Annotated in this window: 13 protein-coding genes and 1 tRNA gene; 6 read left to right on the forward strand and 8 right to left on the reverse strand. The window is 42.5% G+C overall.

What is annotated here, in order from left to right:
- Window positions 1-77: 77 nt before the first annotated feature.
- Both WDA22_00275 and WDA22_00280 read right to left on the reverse strand, forming a co-directional pair.
- Complete coding sequence (locus WDA22_00275) at window positions 78-3542, reverse strand: ATP-binding protein (protein MFA5831885.1); 3465 nt, start codon at window positions 3540-3542, stop codon at window positions 78-80.
- Between the two features lie 122 nt (window positions 3543-3664).
- Window positions 3665-4357: an FKBP-type peptidyl-prolyl cis-trans isomerase gene (locus WDA22_00280; protein MFA5831886.1), complete on the reverse strand. Its 693-nt coding sequence runs from the start codon at window positions 4355-4357 to the stop codon at window positions 3665-3667.
- Between the two features lie 271 nt (window positions 4358-4628).
- Between WDA22_00280 and WDA22_00285 the strand changes: the two genes are divergently transcribed.
- The 3 genes from WDA22_00285 (at window position 4629) to WDA22_00295 (ending at window position 7047) form a co-directional block, all read left to right on the forward strand.
- Entirely contained in the window at window positions 4629-6251 is a 1623-nt protein-coding gene (locus WDA22_00285) for a M28 family peptidase (protein MFA5831887.1), read from the forward strand.
- Between the two features lie 93 nt (window positions 6252-6344).
- Entirely contained in the window at window positions 6345-6680 is a 336-nt protein-coding gene (locus WDA22_00290; protein MFA5831888.1) for a DUF2752 domain-containing protein, read from the forward strand.
- Between the two features lie 13 nt (window positions 6681-6693).
- Complete coding sequence (locus WDA22_00295; protein ID MFA5831889.1) at window positions 6694-7047, forward strand: TM2 domain-containing protein; 354 nt, start codon at window positions 6694-6696, stop codon at window positions 7045-7047.
- A 332-nt stretch (window positions 7048-7379) separates the two neighbouring features.
- On the opposite strand, the gene WDA22_00300 is transcribed toward WDA22_00295, so the two are convergent.
- A tRNA-Val gene (locus tag WDA22_00300) sits at window positions 7380-7454 on the reverse strand.
- 246 nt (window positions 7455-7700) lie between these two features.
- On the opposite strand from WDA22_00300, the gene WDA22_00305 reads away from it, so the two are divergent.
- The gene (locus WDA22_00305) at window positions 7701-7832 is read left to right on the forward strand and encodes a hypothetical protein (GenBank protein MFA5831890.1); all 132 of its coding nucleotides are present in this window, start codon (window positions 7701-7703) and stop codon (window positions 7830-7832) included.
- 154 nt (window positions 7833-7986) lie between these two features.
- Here the strand turns inward: WDA22_00305 and WDA22_00310 are convergent, their stop codons facing one another.
- From WDA22_00310 to WDA22_00330, 5 genes are all read right to left on the reverse strand, one after another.
- Window positions 7987-9237 carry a YeeE/YedE thiosulfate transporter family protein gene (locus tag WDA22_00310; GenBank protein ID MFA5831891.1) on the reverse strand — a complete coding sequence of 417 codons (1251 nt, stop codon included), beginning with the start codon at window positions 9235-9237 and terminating at the stop codon, window positions 7987-7989.
- Window positions 9238-9391: 154 nt separating this feature from the next.
- Window positions 9392-9904: a YeeE/YedE thiosulfate transporter family protein gene (locus tag WDA22_00315; GenBank protein MFA5831892.1), complete on the reverse strand. Its 513-nt coding sequence runs from the start codon at window positions 9902-9904 to the stop codon at window positions 9392-9394.
- Window positions 9905-9944: 40 nt separating this feature from the next.
- Window positions 9945-10568 (reverse strand): cytochrome b/b6 domain-containing protein, encoded by a 624-nt coding sequence (locus WDA22_00320; protein MFA5831893.1) that lies wholly within the window; start codon window positions 10566-10568, stop codon window positions 9945-9947.
- Window positions 10569-10691: 123 nt separating this feature from the next.
- Window positions 10692-12248 (reverse strand): tetrathionate reductase family octaheme c-type cytochrome, encoded by a 1557-nt coding sequence (locus WDA22_00325; GenBank protein ID MFA5831894.1) that lies wholly within the window; start codon window positions 12246-12248, stop codon window positions 10692-10694.
- Entirely contained in the window at window positions 12245-12715 is a 471-nt protein-coding gene (locus WDA22_00330) for a MerR family transcriptional regulator (protein MFA5831895.1), read from the reverse strand. The genes WDA22_00325 and WDA22_00330 overlap by 4 nt, the downstream gene beginning before the upstream one ends.
- Before the next feature lie 248 nt (window positions 12716-12963).
- On the opposite strand from WDA22_00330, the gene ppdK reads away from it, so the two are divergent.
- Entirely contained in the window at window positions 12964-15678 is a 2715-nt protein-coding gene (gene ppdK / locus WDA22_00335; GenBank protein ID MFA5831896.1) for a pyruvate, phosphate dikinase, read from the forward strand.
- Between the two features lie 131 nt (window positions 15679-15809).
- Window positions 15810-16073: a hypothetical protein gene (locus tag WDA22_00340; GenBank protein ID MFA5831897.1), complete on the forward strand. Its 264-nt coding sequence runs from the start codon at window positions 15810-15812 to the stop codon at window positions 16071-16073.
- The last annotated feature ends 102 nt before the right edge of the window (window positions 16074-16175 follow it).

The raw sequence follows: 16175 nt of genomic DNA on the forward strand, positions 1-16175 counted from the left end.
TAGCACATTCTATACCACTGGTGATGCAAAACTCAACGTTGAAGAGCTGTACGAATTAAGACCAAATAGTATTATTTCTACGTAATGCGGATCTGATTGGGAAGGAGGCCAAACTGTTCCTGAAAACATTTGGCAAAGTAGGAGTGATTGGTAAAACCGACGCTGTCTGCAATTTCGGCGATCGAGCCGGCATTTTTTTCAAGAAGTTCTTTTGCACGCTGTAAGCGGAGGAGACGGATGAAATCGCCGGGTGTAAGATTGGTAACGGACTTTATTTTTCGTTGCAGCTGTGTCCGGCTTAAGAACATGTCATGGGCGAATATCTCTACACCGAATTCCGGCTCTGCGATATGATTTGTAACAATTGCTTTTGCTTTTATAAGAAACGTTTCATTAAGCGAGGTGACCAATATTTCATCAGGTTTTAACGATACCGCTTTACCATACTGTTCTCTTATTTTCTTTCTATTCTCCAACAGATTATGAACGCGAGTCAATAACTCCTCTGCATCGAATGGCTTTACCAGAAAGTCATCGGCACCCGTTGTTAATCCCTTCAACCGGTCTTCTTTTTCTGACAGTGCGGTTAACAGGATAACAGGAATATGGCTTGTTCGTTCATCCCGTTTCAACTCCTGGCACAATTCCAATCCGTTTTTCTTTGGCATCATCACATCGCTGATGACGAGATCGGGGATCTGGAATTTTGTTTTATTCAATGCATCTGCCCCGTCCGTGGCTTCGAGTACTGTATACAGTTTTAATAGCTGTAGTTTTATGAATCCTCGCGCATCGTCATTGTCTTCTGCGATCAGGATGATTGGTAATTCCTCCTGATCATCGGTTGAAACGTCGTTGATCGAAGAGATTTTATGCAAAGGCTCAAACTCCTCGAGGATGTAGGGGACCGGTGATATATCCGATACGTTATATCCCGATAATGGTAAGCGAACCGTGACTGTGGTTCCTGTTCCGAGTTCACTGTCCAAATAGATCGCGCCGTGATGGATCTCGACCAATTCCTTCGTCAGGGAAAGTCCGATACCGATCCCTTCTGTTTTGTGTGTCGGGTCTGCGCGATAGAACCGATCAAACACATGAGGCAGATGTTCCGGTGCGATACCTTCACCGGTATCCTTGACGGAAAAAACAACCTCATTCTTTTCCTGCCATATCCGCACTTCAATGAGTCCACCGGAGGGTGTATATTTCAATGCATTTGAGATGCAGTTTTGCATGATATGTTCGACCTTTTCAGCATCGATCATCCCATTGATCGGATAGGAGGGAGCGTTGAACCGCATCTCTACCTGTTTTTTTGCAGCCTGGCTCGTGAAGTATCCCGTGATCAGGCGGAAAAGAGGTATAACATCCATCTGAGAAACATGCAATGCAATGCTGCCGGCTTCGAGTCGGGAGAATTGCAGCAGCTGCTCGATTAATTGGAGCAGTTTTCTTGCATTACGCTGAACATATCCCAACTGATCAGAAAATTCTTTGTTCAGCGGTTGGGAGAGCATGGAGTCAATCGGACCGATGATCATTGTTAACGGTGTTCGAAGCTCATGTGATACATTAGCCAGAAAACGGGATTTCGTAGAATTCATTTCATTGAATTTTTCGGATTGGAGATGTTCCGTCAGTAATCGTTGTTCCATTAGCGTTTGGTGTATCCGATTGCGGTAGACACCATAGACGAAAAGGATGACCCCGAATGCAAACAATGCATACGCCCACCATCGCTGATACCAGTACGGTAATACAACGATGTGGATAATAATTTTGTTTGCAATAACAACATAATTGTTTTCATCCTGTGGAAAAACCAAGAGAGTGTACGATCCCGGCCGCAGATCAGAATATGCTCTGTACAGATATTTCCATTCCCTGAATAATGCATTATTCTGCCAATCCAATCCTTCCATCCTGTATGTGCAGACCAGTCCTTTTGATAAATCCCTTCCCCGTGCTTTCAGATCGAACTCGAATAAATTTTTGCCGGGAGGGAGCACGAACGATAGTTCCGGCGTTGTGTCGTTGTATAGATACGTGATATTGTTGTTGACTGTGATCGTTGTGGCGAAACGTCCTTCTTGTAGCATAGTAAGAGTGTCGGGACTTATTATTGGTGCTGAAAGTTGTTGAAAGTCGATCGTTAAGGTTAAATGCGCATCAGCCGCATTTTTCCATTCGTTCTTGATGGTGGAAGAGATTTCGTTCGAACTCCATTCAGATTCAATTGCTCCCAAATCGGGATCGGTTCCTGCGGGAAGGTTTCGCGGAGCACCGTGATAATCTGTGGAAGGAAACAAAATCGCTTTTCCCATAAGACGAAACATGGATGTACCAATACCAACGGCAGGGCTTTCCGCTGAAAGGCGGTACAGCGTATCGTTAGAAAGAAAGAGGGGTGGAGAGGAGACATTGCTCAATCCCGGATATCCATCTGCGATAAGGTTATGTTCTGTCTTAAGAACCTGCCACGCTCCAATCTGATCGGGAGAATTGCTCCAGATGATATTGTTGAGGAGTGAGACATGCGAACCTGTTGGATTATTTATTCCCCCGCCCCGCATCTTTGCACTGTTGTTCACGATCGTATTGTTGATGAAAATTGCTGTTGCTTGTTCCCCGACATTGGAACCCCCGCCGACTTCGTCCGCTTCATTATCGGAGATGATATTATTTGTCACAAATATTCTGCCTTGACGGATGAATCCCGATGTGAGAAGTATTCCGGCTCCAATTCCGGCAATGTTACGACTGATGTAATTACCGTCGATGAGCACCTCATAATTCGCAACATTTACAGTCAGTCCTCCTCCCGGGGCGCGCCTGCGGGAAAGAGTACGATTCTCAGTGATCACATTATGCCGGATAACCCCCGGTTGAGATGTGAAGATCCCGCCCGATTCAGCATAATCACCGGCAGATCTATTGCCAGTTACTGTATTCTGTTCTATAATAAGATAAGGGGGAGGATTCGACCCATTCGTTGTATCGATGGTAGAGATACCGCCGCCGAATGTAAAATTATTTCCAATGCGTGTTGAGAGGATGTTTGCAGAAATGAAATTGTGAGCGATCCGTGCGCCGGCATTAAGGATGCAGATGCCACCTCCGCTTATCCAGGGTGTACCAACATTGTTCTCTACAATATAATTGTATGTGCCTGTACCTCCGCGCAGAGTGAATCCCATAAGCACACACGTTGTGTCGGTATTTCCCTGAATGCGAACAACACTTGCATTGAATGTGTCGGTTGGTTTGCTGCCGTCAATGATTGTCTGTTCAATATGAGATCGATTTCTGTCTAGAATGAACCTGCTGGCGACAACAATATTTTTTTTGATAAGAATATTTTCGTAATAAATTCCTTCGTCCACGAGAACAGTATCACCGGGCTTTGAAGCATTGATCGCAGATTGAATTGTCTGATATTGATGAGGGACATTACGATGAGTAGAAAATACCGATGTGGGGAAAAACAATAACGCTAAGGATAGTATGAATGAAACCGGAGTATGCTCTGCACGATTCATGGTAATTCCGATCATGACTCAGTTCGCAAGAACATACATATTTGCTTGCAGGATTTCAACAAATAAAAAACTGTCCAACACTTGTTGGGTGCAGGACAGTTCAGTAACGAATCAACCTTTTACTATTTCACAATTCCCAATAATTCCACTTCAAAGATCAATGTGGAGCCAGGCGGAATTGGACCTGAACCGCTGGGACCATATGCGAGATTTGATGGAATGTATAATTCCCATTTTGAGCCAACCGGCATCAATTGTAATGCTTCCGTCCATCCCGCAATAACACCACCGACCGGAAAGGTGATTGGTTCACCTCGTTTGTACGAGTTATCAAATTCCGTTCCGTTGATCAGCGTGCCGCGATAATGAACTTTTACTTCGTTGGCCGCCGTTGGTTTTTTCCCTTTTCCTTCCTTAATAATTTTGTATTGTAATCCGCTTGCGGTAGTAACAACACCCGGTTTCGTTTTATTCTCAGCAAGGTATTTTTCTCCTTCAGCATTTGCAGGACCGGATTGCTGTATCATTTTTTCCTGTTGTTTTGCCATCATCTTTTGCTGGAAGGCGATCATTGTTTTTTGGATCTGCTCATCCGTGAGGAGATGTTTGCCTGAGGTGTCCGAAGCATCCTTTAATCCCTGAAGGAATGCTTCTGGTGTCACTTCAATTCCTTGACGTTTGAAGGTTGTGCCGACATCCAGACCGATGCTGTAACTGATGCTGTCCATATCGGTTTTGAGTTCCGCTTTTTTGTCACCGCATGACATTAAGAAGAGTGCAGCAGCAGTAATAGCTACAAAAAAAAGTTGCTTCATAGTTTGCTTTCGTTTAAGAGTGAGTAGTTATTGTGTTGTTTATGGTCATAAAAAACAAAAATGCCTCCATTGTGTGGAGGCAGCGATATCTTTGAATGCTTCAAACCTCGAATCAATACGCACCAAATCTACGGTTAGAAAGATTTGAACGCAAGAGGAAAATTTCTCTCTATTAATGAGTTGGCTAGAATGTTTTTGAAACTTAATCAATTAATTCATACAATGACAAAGAATAATCAACCATTTTTATCATACGTTAATAATAACCACTATGACCTCCATTGTCTCAATCTTTCTTCTGTTTTTTCAACTGAATCCGCCTGCAACTGCCCTTCAAGCGATCACGAAGGAAAAATTGCATTCTCATATTGCCGTTCTTGCACATGATTCACTTCAGGGACGCGGGCCTGCTTCCTTGGGTGACCGAAAAGCAACGGCGTATATTGTCTCTCAATTCAAAAAATTCGGACTGCTTCCGGCAGGAGAGAAAAAAAGCTATATCCAAAAAGTTCCGATGGTGGGAGTTACGGTAGATCCTGCAACAACGTTGACGATTGGGAATGGGAAACAATTTGTTGACTTAACGTATTCCACCGATTTTGTCGCAACGACAGGAACATATGAGCCGACCATCACACTAAAAAATGTTGAACTGGTGTTTGTTGGATATGGCATTGTTGCTCCGGAACAACAATGGGATGATTATAAGGATGTTGATGTTAAGGGAAAAATATTGGTGATGATGAATAATGATCCCTCCTCCGACGATCAGAACTTTTTTGCCGGAAAAGGAAGAACATATTATGGACGATGGACATATAAATATGAGATCGCGGCAGAAAAAGGGGCACTCGGCGCCATTGTTATTCATACTACTCCATCTGCAGGGTATCGATATGAAGTAATCCGAAATTCGTGGAGCAGAGAGATGTTCGATCTAGATGAAAAAACATCCGGAAATCGTCTGCAATTGAAATCGTGGACAACGGAAGAAGCGACAAAGAATTATCTGACGCTTGCAGGATATACGTTGGATTCATTAATGAAACTTGCGGAGTTGCGGTCGTTTAAACCGATTCCGCTCGGTATCACCATGTCCGGTGTGATTCGCTCTGAAGTAAAACGACTGGAAACAAACAACATTGTCGGAAAAATTCAGGGAAGTGATCCGTTGCTGAAAGAGCAATACATCATCTTCTCTGCACATTACGATCACTTCGGCATCGGTCGTCCGATCGACGGAGATTCAATTTATAATGGTGCACTTGATAATGCATCGGGAACATCATTAATGTTGAATCTTGCGGAGACATTTTCTTCGTTGAAAGAAAAACCGAAACGTTCTTTGTTGTTTGCCGCTGTTGCTGCGGAGGAACAAGGATTGCTTGGATCAAAATATTTTGCAAATAATCCGACAGTTCCCGCTTCTAACATTGCAGCCAACATCAATACCGATGTGATTAATGTGATTGGGAGAACGAAAGATATTTCGTGGCAGGGGAGTGATCGATCGTCTTTGGGAAATGATCTGACCGTTGTCGCGAACGAACTCGGTTTGACAGTTATGCCAGACCTTGCGCCCGAACAAGGGGGATTTTTCCGGAGCGATCATTTTAGTTTTGCTAAGGTCGGCATTCCTGCAATGTCCATGGGTGGAGGAAAAGAATTTGTTGGAGTCGATACAGCATTTGTGCGGATGATGCGTGAACGAAGCGGAAAAAATTACCATCAACCAAGCGACGAGATTAGCAGCGACTGGAATTATGATGGTGCATTACAACAAGCAGAGATTGTTATCCGCGTTGTGTGGCGCATAGCAAATATTATCGAAATGCCCTATTGGAACAGTGGAAGCGAATTTGAATTAGTTCGGAAGAAGTCGTTAAATAAGTAAAAATCATCTCAAAAATGATTCTGCTCTCATTTTGCATTCAAAATATTTGTTGATGAGAAACTTTGTCCCAATACTGTCGTAGCATATGGAGCAATGATCACAAGCATTGCTCCATTTTTTTCAATGTCCAATAACAAACCATATTATATTGAATTGATCTGCTGGTGTACTGCATTGTTATTTCTTTTTTTGTTCAATCCGATGATTGCCTCCTCGTTTTCCTTCTGTCTTCTGCATAATGCCGGTCTTTCTTTTTGTCCCGGTTGCGGCCTCGGACGTTCGATCTCATTCTTACTTCATGGAGATATTTCTTCGTCCTTTCGAACCCATCTTTTAGGAATTCCAGCAGTGATCGTTTTGATGTACAGGATTATGCAATTGATTCTTCACGTAAAAAGATATCATCAACTACAGCGCTCCTTACTGTAAAAACGGAGGAAATATGCCAAACGTTATGCAATTACTACCGATGTTAGAACCTGATGAAATGGTATATGTTCAGGGCATTATTAAAGATATGACAGATAATCAGGCACAACAATTTGCCGCTGTGTATATGAATAGAAGGAAAGATACCACAATGGTCCTTGTCGCGACAGTAATCGGATTCTTTGGCGTTGCCGGAATCCAGCGATTTCTGACGAATCAAACAGGAATGGGTCTTCTCTATCTGTTCACCTTGGGATTCTGTTTTATCGGGACCATTATCGATCTCGTCAATTTCCGATCGATCGCGTTGGAGTATAATGTAGGGGTGGCTCAGCAGAGTGCTTCTCTGGTAAAGTCTATTTCGTAATAATTTTTTACCACGGAGTACACGGAGAAAACAAAGATAAATGTAAGGATAGACTCATGTCCGTCCTTTTACTCATAAGTCCGAAGGATAAGAAAAAAGCCCGGGAATTGAATTCTCCGGGCTTTTTTTGTGGACCGTTGTAAGACTTTCAGCCAGTCCAAAGGACCACTTCGTGGAGGCTGATGCGCCTCCGGCGCAGAACCTATTCACTACCTTTCACACCTGTTTGTCTGATGATGATTTGGATAAAAAGATTAGATTCCAAGCAAGTAGGCAACAGAAACCAGTTGACTAACCACTTTTCTTAAATACATGAAAAGTGTTTTTTTTTGTGGACGTTGTAGGACTTGAACCTACGACCTTTCGCGTGTGAGGCGAACGCTCTGAACCAACTGAGCTAAACGTCCAATGATTATACTAAATATATGAATGATTGAGTACCGTTCCAAATAGTAATTTGACAATTTTGTGAGAGTAGCATTTTCATAATGATACAGAGTGTAGGATTATTGAAAAGATCTATAGTCATTTCTACAAAACACAACGTTCTTAAAATCTTTTAAGAGGTTTTACAAAAAAGTTTGTTGTAATATGCTGGCACAGAGCTTGCAATAAGTATTGGTGCAACATTCACTAGGGGAAAGGGTAGGGTTATGGAAATCATTATTGGGGTTTTACTGTATTTGGCTGTCATCGGAGCATTTACATCGTTCGGCAGGTTCTTAAAAGAGTGTGATGAATCGATGTATGAACAAATTAAAAAAGAATCTTTCCACAAAGGATAGACTAATTGTTTGTTCAAATGTAATCTCATGGTTACTATTGAACTTCCGTGACAATAGCGGCAACATTATGGGAACGATGAAAATTCGTCCTACGCCGAATCGTCTACGTTAAAATTATCGCTACAAAATAAAACGCTCTTTCAACGAATCTATTTTAACATCCCCCGGCAACTTTCTTTACCAACTTCGTCGGTTTTATTGATGAATTCTTTGCTTCTTTCATCATTGTTGCCAACACAACACTTGCTCTTGCGCGAAAACGTTGCGTATCCTTTAATTGTTGCGAATCCATTGCTAGATTTATTGTTGAATTGGATTGCGATGCCGATAAGAAAGTGCATTCCGTAATTCCATTGTCGGGTTTAACATTCACAACGGAATTTAATAATAGTGGAAGTCCTCCGCACAATATCGATATATTTTCGTATCCCAATCGTTGAGCAATCAGTGCCGCAGTTCGAGAACTAATTTCATCATTTCCCACAAATACTTTTTTCTTGTGACGATTTCCCAACACGTCACTGAATTCTTTCTGAAAGATTTGTTTGGTTTCAATATTGGTGGAGCCGGGGAGCAGTAGGTTTGAAAACTCCTTTGGTGAACGGACATCAATAATTACTAATTTAGGATCATGATCAATAATGCGAAATGTTAATTCATCAACAGTCATTTCTTTTACCGAGTGCGTCTTCAGATATTCCGAATCGGAAATTTCGTTAAATACTCGTTCTTTATAATCCGGTAAGAACAATAGGACTGCACCAATTGTTAAGATACTTAGACCTGCGATTCGATGGTGCATTCCATTGAATGATTGAGCGGGTCCATTGGGGTTTACTTTCTTTTCGATCTTTGTAGTCATTGCAAATGCTCCAACAGCTACCGCAATAAGGAGAAGGGCAAATAATCCTTGTGAAATACCGAGAGAATTAAAAATACGGATGTTGCCCAGAAAACTTGCATTGGTAATTTCTTCGAACCAGGGATACATTTCTGCATAAAGAAATACACCAATCAATCCACCTCCCACGAAGAACATAGCATCAATCTTTCCAATTGCCATCCCGGCAATGCTTGTTCCGGGACAATATCCGCCGATGATAAATCCAAATCCCATAATTACTCCGCCGAGAATTGCCGCTTGAAGATAGGTGGGATTGACATACATAAAATCAGTATCCAGCCAGCCAAGATATCCGAGAATAATTACTCCGCTCATCGCCGTGACGCCTGCAGTAAAGAAGACGCGGAGAACGGTGAAGTCGTAGCCATAAAATACACCGGCAAGTTTTTTTGATGAAGAGAATCCTGCCTGTTCAAGAATGAATCCAAACGCTATTCCGATCAAAAGTGCTACAATCAGATTCAATTCTTCGCTGATAAGATTGGGGACTAAGGGGAACATAAAAACCTCAAAGAAAAAGTCAAAAATGAAAAGTCAAAAGTAAAAGTTAAAAGTGTAAAATCATAAATTTATCGTTGGATTTTGGTGCTTGTTATTTGGTGTTTGTAATTTGATGTTTGCCATTTGGTGCTTATTATTGTGATTTGGAATTTGTTTACAACCATAGTTTTCTAAAGAAATACGCTACTGCATACCCTGTTCCAAAAATTGCCATCATCGTAATTATTCCGCCGGTGGAAAGAACGGCCATTCCGGTTAATGCGGCACCGCTTGTGCATCCACGGGCGAACTGTGCCCCCATACCAAAGAGCAATCCTCCGATCAATGCAAAACCGAGACGCATCGTGTTGGTAATGCGAGGACCTCGTTCTGTGACAAAGTTCAATCGATCGGAAACAACTCCGGAGAGAAATCCTCCAATAATCACACCAAGCACTTCAAAGACGAGCCATGCTTTGAGAGGATTCTCGTGAAGCGATTTCAAGTTTTCAGAATAGAATGTTGATTCATGTGCATGCTGCGGCGCGATGGCATTGACTGTGGCAACAACTGTGCTTTTCAATGCTCCGCTTGCACCAAGTCCTCGTCCGGTAATGACGATGGTGGCCAATAATGTCAGTCCGAGAAAAAACCCGGCTAAGTATGGATTCATGTATCTTGTTTTCATAATGTTCTCACGATTAATATTCTTATCTCATCTACTCAATTTACTCAACTACTTTACTTCCATCCTCCAAAACTTCATATCCCGTAATCATCGCTTTCAAATTTGAAGTAGGTGAGTGTCCTGTCGTAATTAAATAAAGATGTGCGATAATGAACGAAATCAGGAAAAAAGCACCGATAGTATGAAGAATGGCAACTGTTTCAAGTCCATCAATATTTAAACTTTGAATACCTCTTGATTGAGGGTAGCGATAATACATATAGAGCAATCCCGAAACCACCATGATTGGAATAACCAGAATTTTTAATGCAAGGTAGACCAATCGTTGTAAGGGATTCAATTTTGAGAGTGCGCTTTTTCTTGTCGGGTGTGGAGCGTTTCGAAAGATTCCGGTCAAATAAAATTCTATCTGAGCACGAAGATGCTGACGGGTGGGGAGATATTGTCTCCATTCACCGGTTGTGAAATGCCAGAAAATGGCCAGACCAATAAGGATTAAAAATATATACGCTGCTATGTTATGAAATGTAACGGCTTGTTCAAATCCAAAGAACGAAAGTGAACCGTGGATCTCAAATCCCGTTAAGGCCAAAAATAAAATCAATGCAGATTGCATCCAATGCCAGAAGCGGTTAAAGCGACTATAGACTAATTGTTTTTTCATATTTTACCTTAGGTAGATTTTCCAAATCTTTAAGACTTGGAAAATCAAATGCTCGTTATTTTTATCATTCCTCACATCGCCGAATGGGAAAAAAGTGGCGGTTCGTTCTGGAATGACATCTCCCTAATTTTTCTTTTTTGCAACAATTCTTATTATTGCATGTACACCGACGCCCAGTAACGATAGTATGATAGCTCCAAATCCCAGTGTTTCAACAGTTGCACTATAATCTCTTCCGGGCATGTAAAAATCTTTAAGATTGCCGACGCGGCTATTGTAGCGTGTATGGCATTCTGTGCAGGAAACAGTTTTGGATTTTGGCGAAACCATGTGGTTGATTGGCCAATACATTTCTGTTTTGACGAAAGAATATTTTCCGCTGTACGGCAGACCGACATAGTCCATACCATGTTGAATGGAGGTGTTCCAATCAAAATCTTTCCAATAACCTCCTTCGCCTTCTTTTTCGGCAAACGTCTTCGGTTGAACAACTAATTTGTTGACAGGATCGTACGGCTGAACGGCACGATGCACTTTTACCGGGATAATTTTTGCGTCTGGATCATCATAGCTTCCATGGAGCGTATTCATCTGCACAGGCGTCTCAGCGTTTATCTGATCACCGGTCAGGTAATGCGATGCTGTTCCGTTGAACCAGATATATTCCGGCTTCACATTAGTTTTCCAGATAAAGGTACCTTTAATAGTCGCGTATGTAATATTCCCAAGTGAATCTTTCTCTTCGTACGGTTTTCCGTCTTTCATTTTTCCGGCAGTGGACCAATCCCACGCCATCTTTGTTGCGTTTACTTTGGCATATTCAGGAATATGGCAGGTTTGGCATGCCACTTTTACCGTGTGTTCGTTGATCACTTCATTCATGTGGGGTGTTTCGGTATGGCATTGTTCGCAGGTGGAACGATTGCGGTTCATGGAAGAAAGCGAATATACTTTCCCCAACATCTGATGCTTTTCCGTTTTGTGACAGTCAACGCATTCAAGATTTCCGCCGTCAGTTCCCATATGCACATCAATTTCGCGATGAGTGTCGAACAATTCTTTTTCAAGATCGCCATGTTTTACATTATTGCCGCCGCCGCCAAAGAAGTGGCATGTTCCACAATTTGATTTCGTTGGTCTGCCGACGCGCTGTGCAACGAATGAAAGATTAACTGAAGGATCAGGCATTCCCGCACCGGAAGATTTTTTCACGTACGTATCGCTGTTGTCATGGCATGCAAGACAATCCACGTTGTTCGGATTGGTAAAATCGAAATTCTTGTCCCCCCAGCCGTAACCGATATGACATTTGTTGCAGCTCTGTTCGTTGGTGTTGATGCCAATGCAAAAATTATTCAAAATATTTTTTTTACCGACATACCGGATGCCTCGTCCTTCAATATATTCTTCACGCTCCCAGTTCCAATGCGATGACTTCATCACTTCCGTGTGGCGTTCATTGTGACAGTCGATGCAAGCGGCAGTAACCTCCTGCGGTTTGATGAATCGTTTTTGGAGCTGGGAAAATTTTGAGTGATCGACGGAAGGTTTTTCTTTTTGGGCAAATTGTGCTTTCAATGCTTCCGTGGGTGTCTGTTCAACCTCTTTTTTCGTGATTGTCGATATAAAATAGAGAACGACGATTGCCAAAGCGATAACAGGAATAATAATACGTTTCATAATGGTGTCTCTTGTGATTCAGTTTGGAGGGGAAGAGATGACCGAAAGATGAGTTCTTTGATTTCTCCGCACGAGCTGGAAAGTTTATACACTTCGCACAGGCGGCACTCTTTCTTTGCACAAACAGATTTCGTATGTTCCATTGTCCAGCATCCACCTGTGTGATTTTGAAAGACAGGACAATGAGAGCGTTCATCATGAGAGCATTTAATGATATCCCAGCAAGGTATCATACCGTGGATTCGTTTCATCCCACCGATGCTGATTTTCTCTTCATTGATTGCTGTCCGGATACATGCTATCCTGTCGATATCGGCTTGGGAATATAATCTCTGATTTCCCTTGGTTTTATGAATAACAAGAAGTCCTTCACTTTCATATAACCGTAACGTTTGTACCGAGACGTCAAGAATTCTTGCTGCAGTTCCAATCGAAAAGAGTGGATTGTCGTAATGTTCAGATTTCATACCTACATTTATAATTAGCAAGTACTATGCCGTTATAACTTCGGCTATTTCGTCAAAAAAAACGATACACTTCCTTTTTTTGACAAAAGATGAAACCCCTTTCTTATCCATGAAAAGGTTGTTAAACGGGACTCTTTAATCTGTGCCAATATCGTTGGATTTTTCAACATGTCATTTTCTGACGGATGGCACTCTAATTGCAGATAGTTCGTTCGAGTTTTTGATTCTATCATTTGAAAGGAAGCATTATGTCACAGTATGTCTATAGTTTTGGCGGAGGACGTGCAGCAGGAAAAGCAGGAATGAAAGCTTTGCTTGGAGGCAAAGGGGCAAATCTAGCAGAGATGACTAACATTGGTTTGCCAGTCCCACCCGGATTCACTATTACCACGGAAGTTTGTACATATTTTTATTCTCACAATAAACACTATCCTACATCACTTGCTAAAGAAGTATTCAAGGCAACTCAAAAATTGAACAAAGAAATGAAAGCCAAGTTTGGCGATCCAAACAATGCGCTTCTTGTCTCTGTCCGTTCTGGCGCACGATCGTCCATGCCTGGTATGATGGATACCATTTTGAATTTGGGGATGAATGATGTCGTTGCCGAAGGATTGATCAAAAAAACAAACAATCCGCGATTTGTGTACGATTCATATCGACGATTTGTGCAAATGTATGGGGATGTGGTGATGGGTGTTCGTCCAAAAGGAAAACATGATGTCGATCCGTTCGAAGCAATTATCGAAACGAAGAAAAAACTTCGTCATGTCCATTTGGATACTGATCTCACCACGGAAGATTTGAAAGATCTTGTCCGATTATTCAAAAAAGCGATCAAACAAAATACCGGAAAAGATTTTCCGGAAGATCCTGAAGAACAATTATGGGGTGCGATTGGTGCCGTGTTCGGTTCGTGGAACAATGAGCGCGCAAATGCGTACCGCAAAATGAATGGAATTCCGAGCTCATGGGGAACAGCGGTCAACATTCAAGCAATGGTGTATGGAAATATGGGAGACAATTCCGGAACAGGCGTTGCGTTTACACGCAATGCTGCAACGGGAGAAAATGAATTCTACGGTGAATATCTGATGAATGCGCAGGGAGAAGATGTTGTTGCCGGCATTCGTACGCCGCTTCCGATCAGTGAATTGAAAAAAGCCCGTCCGGTTATTTACAAACAGCTCGACGGAATCCGGAAAAAATTAGAACGACATTTCCGAGACATGATGGATATTGAGTTCACGATCCAAGATGGCACACTCTACATGCTGCAATGCCGCGTCGGCAAACGAACAGCGCTTGCAGCAACAAAGATTGCGATCGATATGGTGAAGGAACGTTTGATTGATGACAAAGAAGCATTAATGCGTATTGAACCGGATCAGTTGAATCAAATGTTGAGACCGGTGTTCAATCTTGTGGAGAAAGAGGCTGCCGTAAAAGGTGGACGATTACTTGCGAAAGGTTTGAATGCAGGTCCTGGTGCTGCAAGTGGACGTATCGTTTTCTCAGCACCTGATGCTGAAGAATGGAAAGATCGTGGCGAACAAGTTATTCTTTGCCGTACGGAAACATCTCCGGAAGATATTAAAGGGATGAATGCCGCAGAAGGTATTCTCACGGCATTCGGCGGCACAACATCGCACGCTGCACTGGTTGCACGCCAAATGGGCAAAGTCTGTATCGTCGGCTGTGCATCGCTTGAGATCGACTATATGACACACGCCATGAAAGTAAATGGAAAAACCGTTCGCCAAGGCGATTGGATTTCTATTGATGGTTCCACCGGAGAAGTGATTGAAGGAAAGATTCCGACAAAACCATCCGAAGTTGTTGAAGTGTTGATCCAAAAAACACTCGACCCGAAGAAAGCTCCCACATATCAGAATTTCCAAAAGGTTATGACATGGGCAGATCGGTATCGTCGCTTGAGTATTCGTACGAATGCCGATCAACCGGATCAGGCATCAAACGCAGTAGCGTTTGGCGCTGAAGGTATCGGACTCTGCCGTACGGAACATATGTTCTTCGGAGAAGGAAAAATCACTCCGATGCGCGAAATGATTCTTGCTGATACAATTGAACAGCGTAAAAAAGCGCTCGCAAAACTCTTACCGCTGCAGCGCGAAGATTTCGAAGGAATTTTTCGTGCAATGGATGGCCGTCCGGTCACCATCCGTACAATCGATCCTCCGCTGCATGAATTTCTTCCGCATGATAAGGCAACGCAGCGTTTTCTTGCACGCGAAATGGGAATTCGGTATGAAAAAATCCATCGCAGAGTACAGGAATTACATGAGTTCAATCCGATGCTTGGTTTCCGTGGGTGCCGACTTGGCATCATGTATCCTGAAATAACGGAAATGCAAAGCCGCGCAATTTTTGAAGCGGCCATCAATGTCATCAACGAAGGAAAGAGTGTTATTCCCGAAATTATGATACCACTCGTTGGTAATGTTCATGAACTTGAACATCAGGCAAAAGTGGTGAACCGGGTTGCAGAGGAAGTGATGGCAGAAAAGAAGAAAAAGATTAAGTATCTCGTCGGTACCATGATCGAAGTTCCGCGCGGAGCACTCACAGCAGATGCAATTGCTCACGTTGCTGAATTCTTCAGCTTCGGAACAAATGATCTTACACAGACAACACTCGGCATCAGCCGTGACGATTCTGCTCGATTCCTCGTACCGTATGTTGAAAAAGATATCTATGCAAAGGATCCGTTCGAAGCTATCGACAGAGAAGGCGTTGGTGCATTGATGAAGATCGCTGTTGAGAAAGGACGCTCATCACGTTCACGGTTAAAGATTGGTATTTGTGGTGAACATGGCGGTGAACCAACCAGTGTGGAATTCTGTCATCAGATCGGTTTGGATTACGTCAGTTGTTCGCCGTTCCGTGTACCGATCGCCCGCTTGGCCGCAGCACGCGCAGCTCTGAAAGATTTAAAGAAATAATATCATATTGCCGAGCTTTGCTCGGCAATGTTTTTTATCCTCAAACCAAACCGCCGAATGAACTTTAGCGGTATCAATCATCCTCAACGCCAGACGATCTTTGGCGGCGGGGAAGGAAAGAAAAACAATCCATGAATGCAAAAGAACGGATGTTCCATTCCATTGAACATGTCATTAACGACATTTCCAAAATGCAGGATATCGTGATCAAATTGACACGAGAGATTCATGAAGTTCATGTTGCGAAAGAACATGATGCTAAACTTGCTGCCATGAAGGATCAAGTGAATCTGTTAAAAAAACAGATGGATACAATGCAGGAGTTTCTCTATTCATGTGAGCGTCCCACGGAGTTTCAAGAACGCAAATTATCAGAAATTGATGTAGCTTTATAAATTGATGTAAAAACGCTAAAGACAAAAATCTCATCAGTTGTTGTAGGCGGTTGCTCCAAACGGTATGCTGTTGGTGATGCTTCACGTACCCTCTTCCTCTAT

Source organism: Bacteroidota bacterium (genome assembly GCA_041658205.1).
Lineage (GTDB): Bacteria > Bacteroidota > Ignavibacteria > UBA10030 > UBA8401 > UBA8401.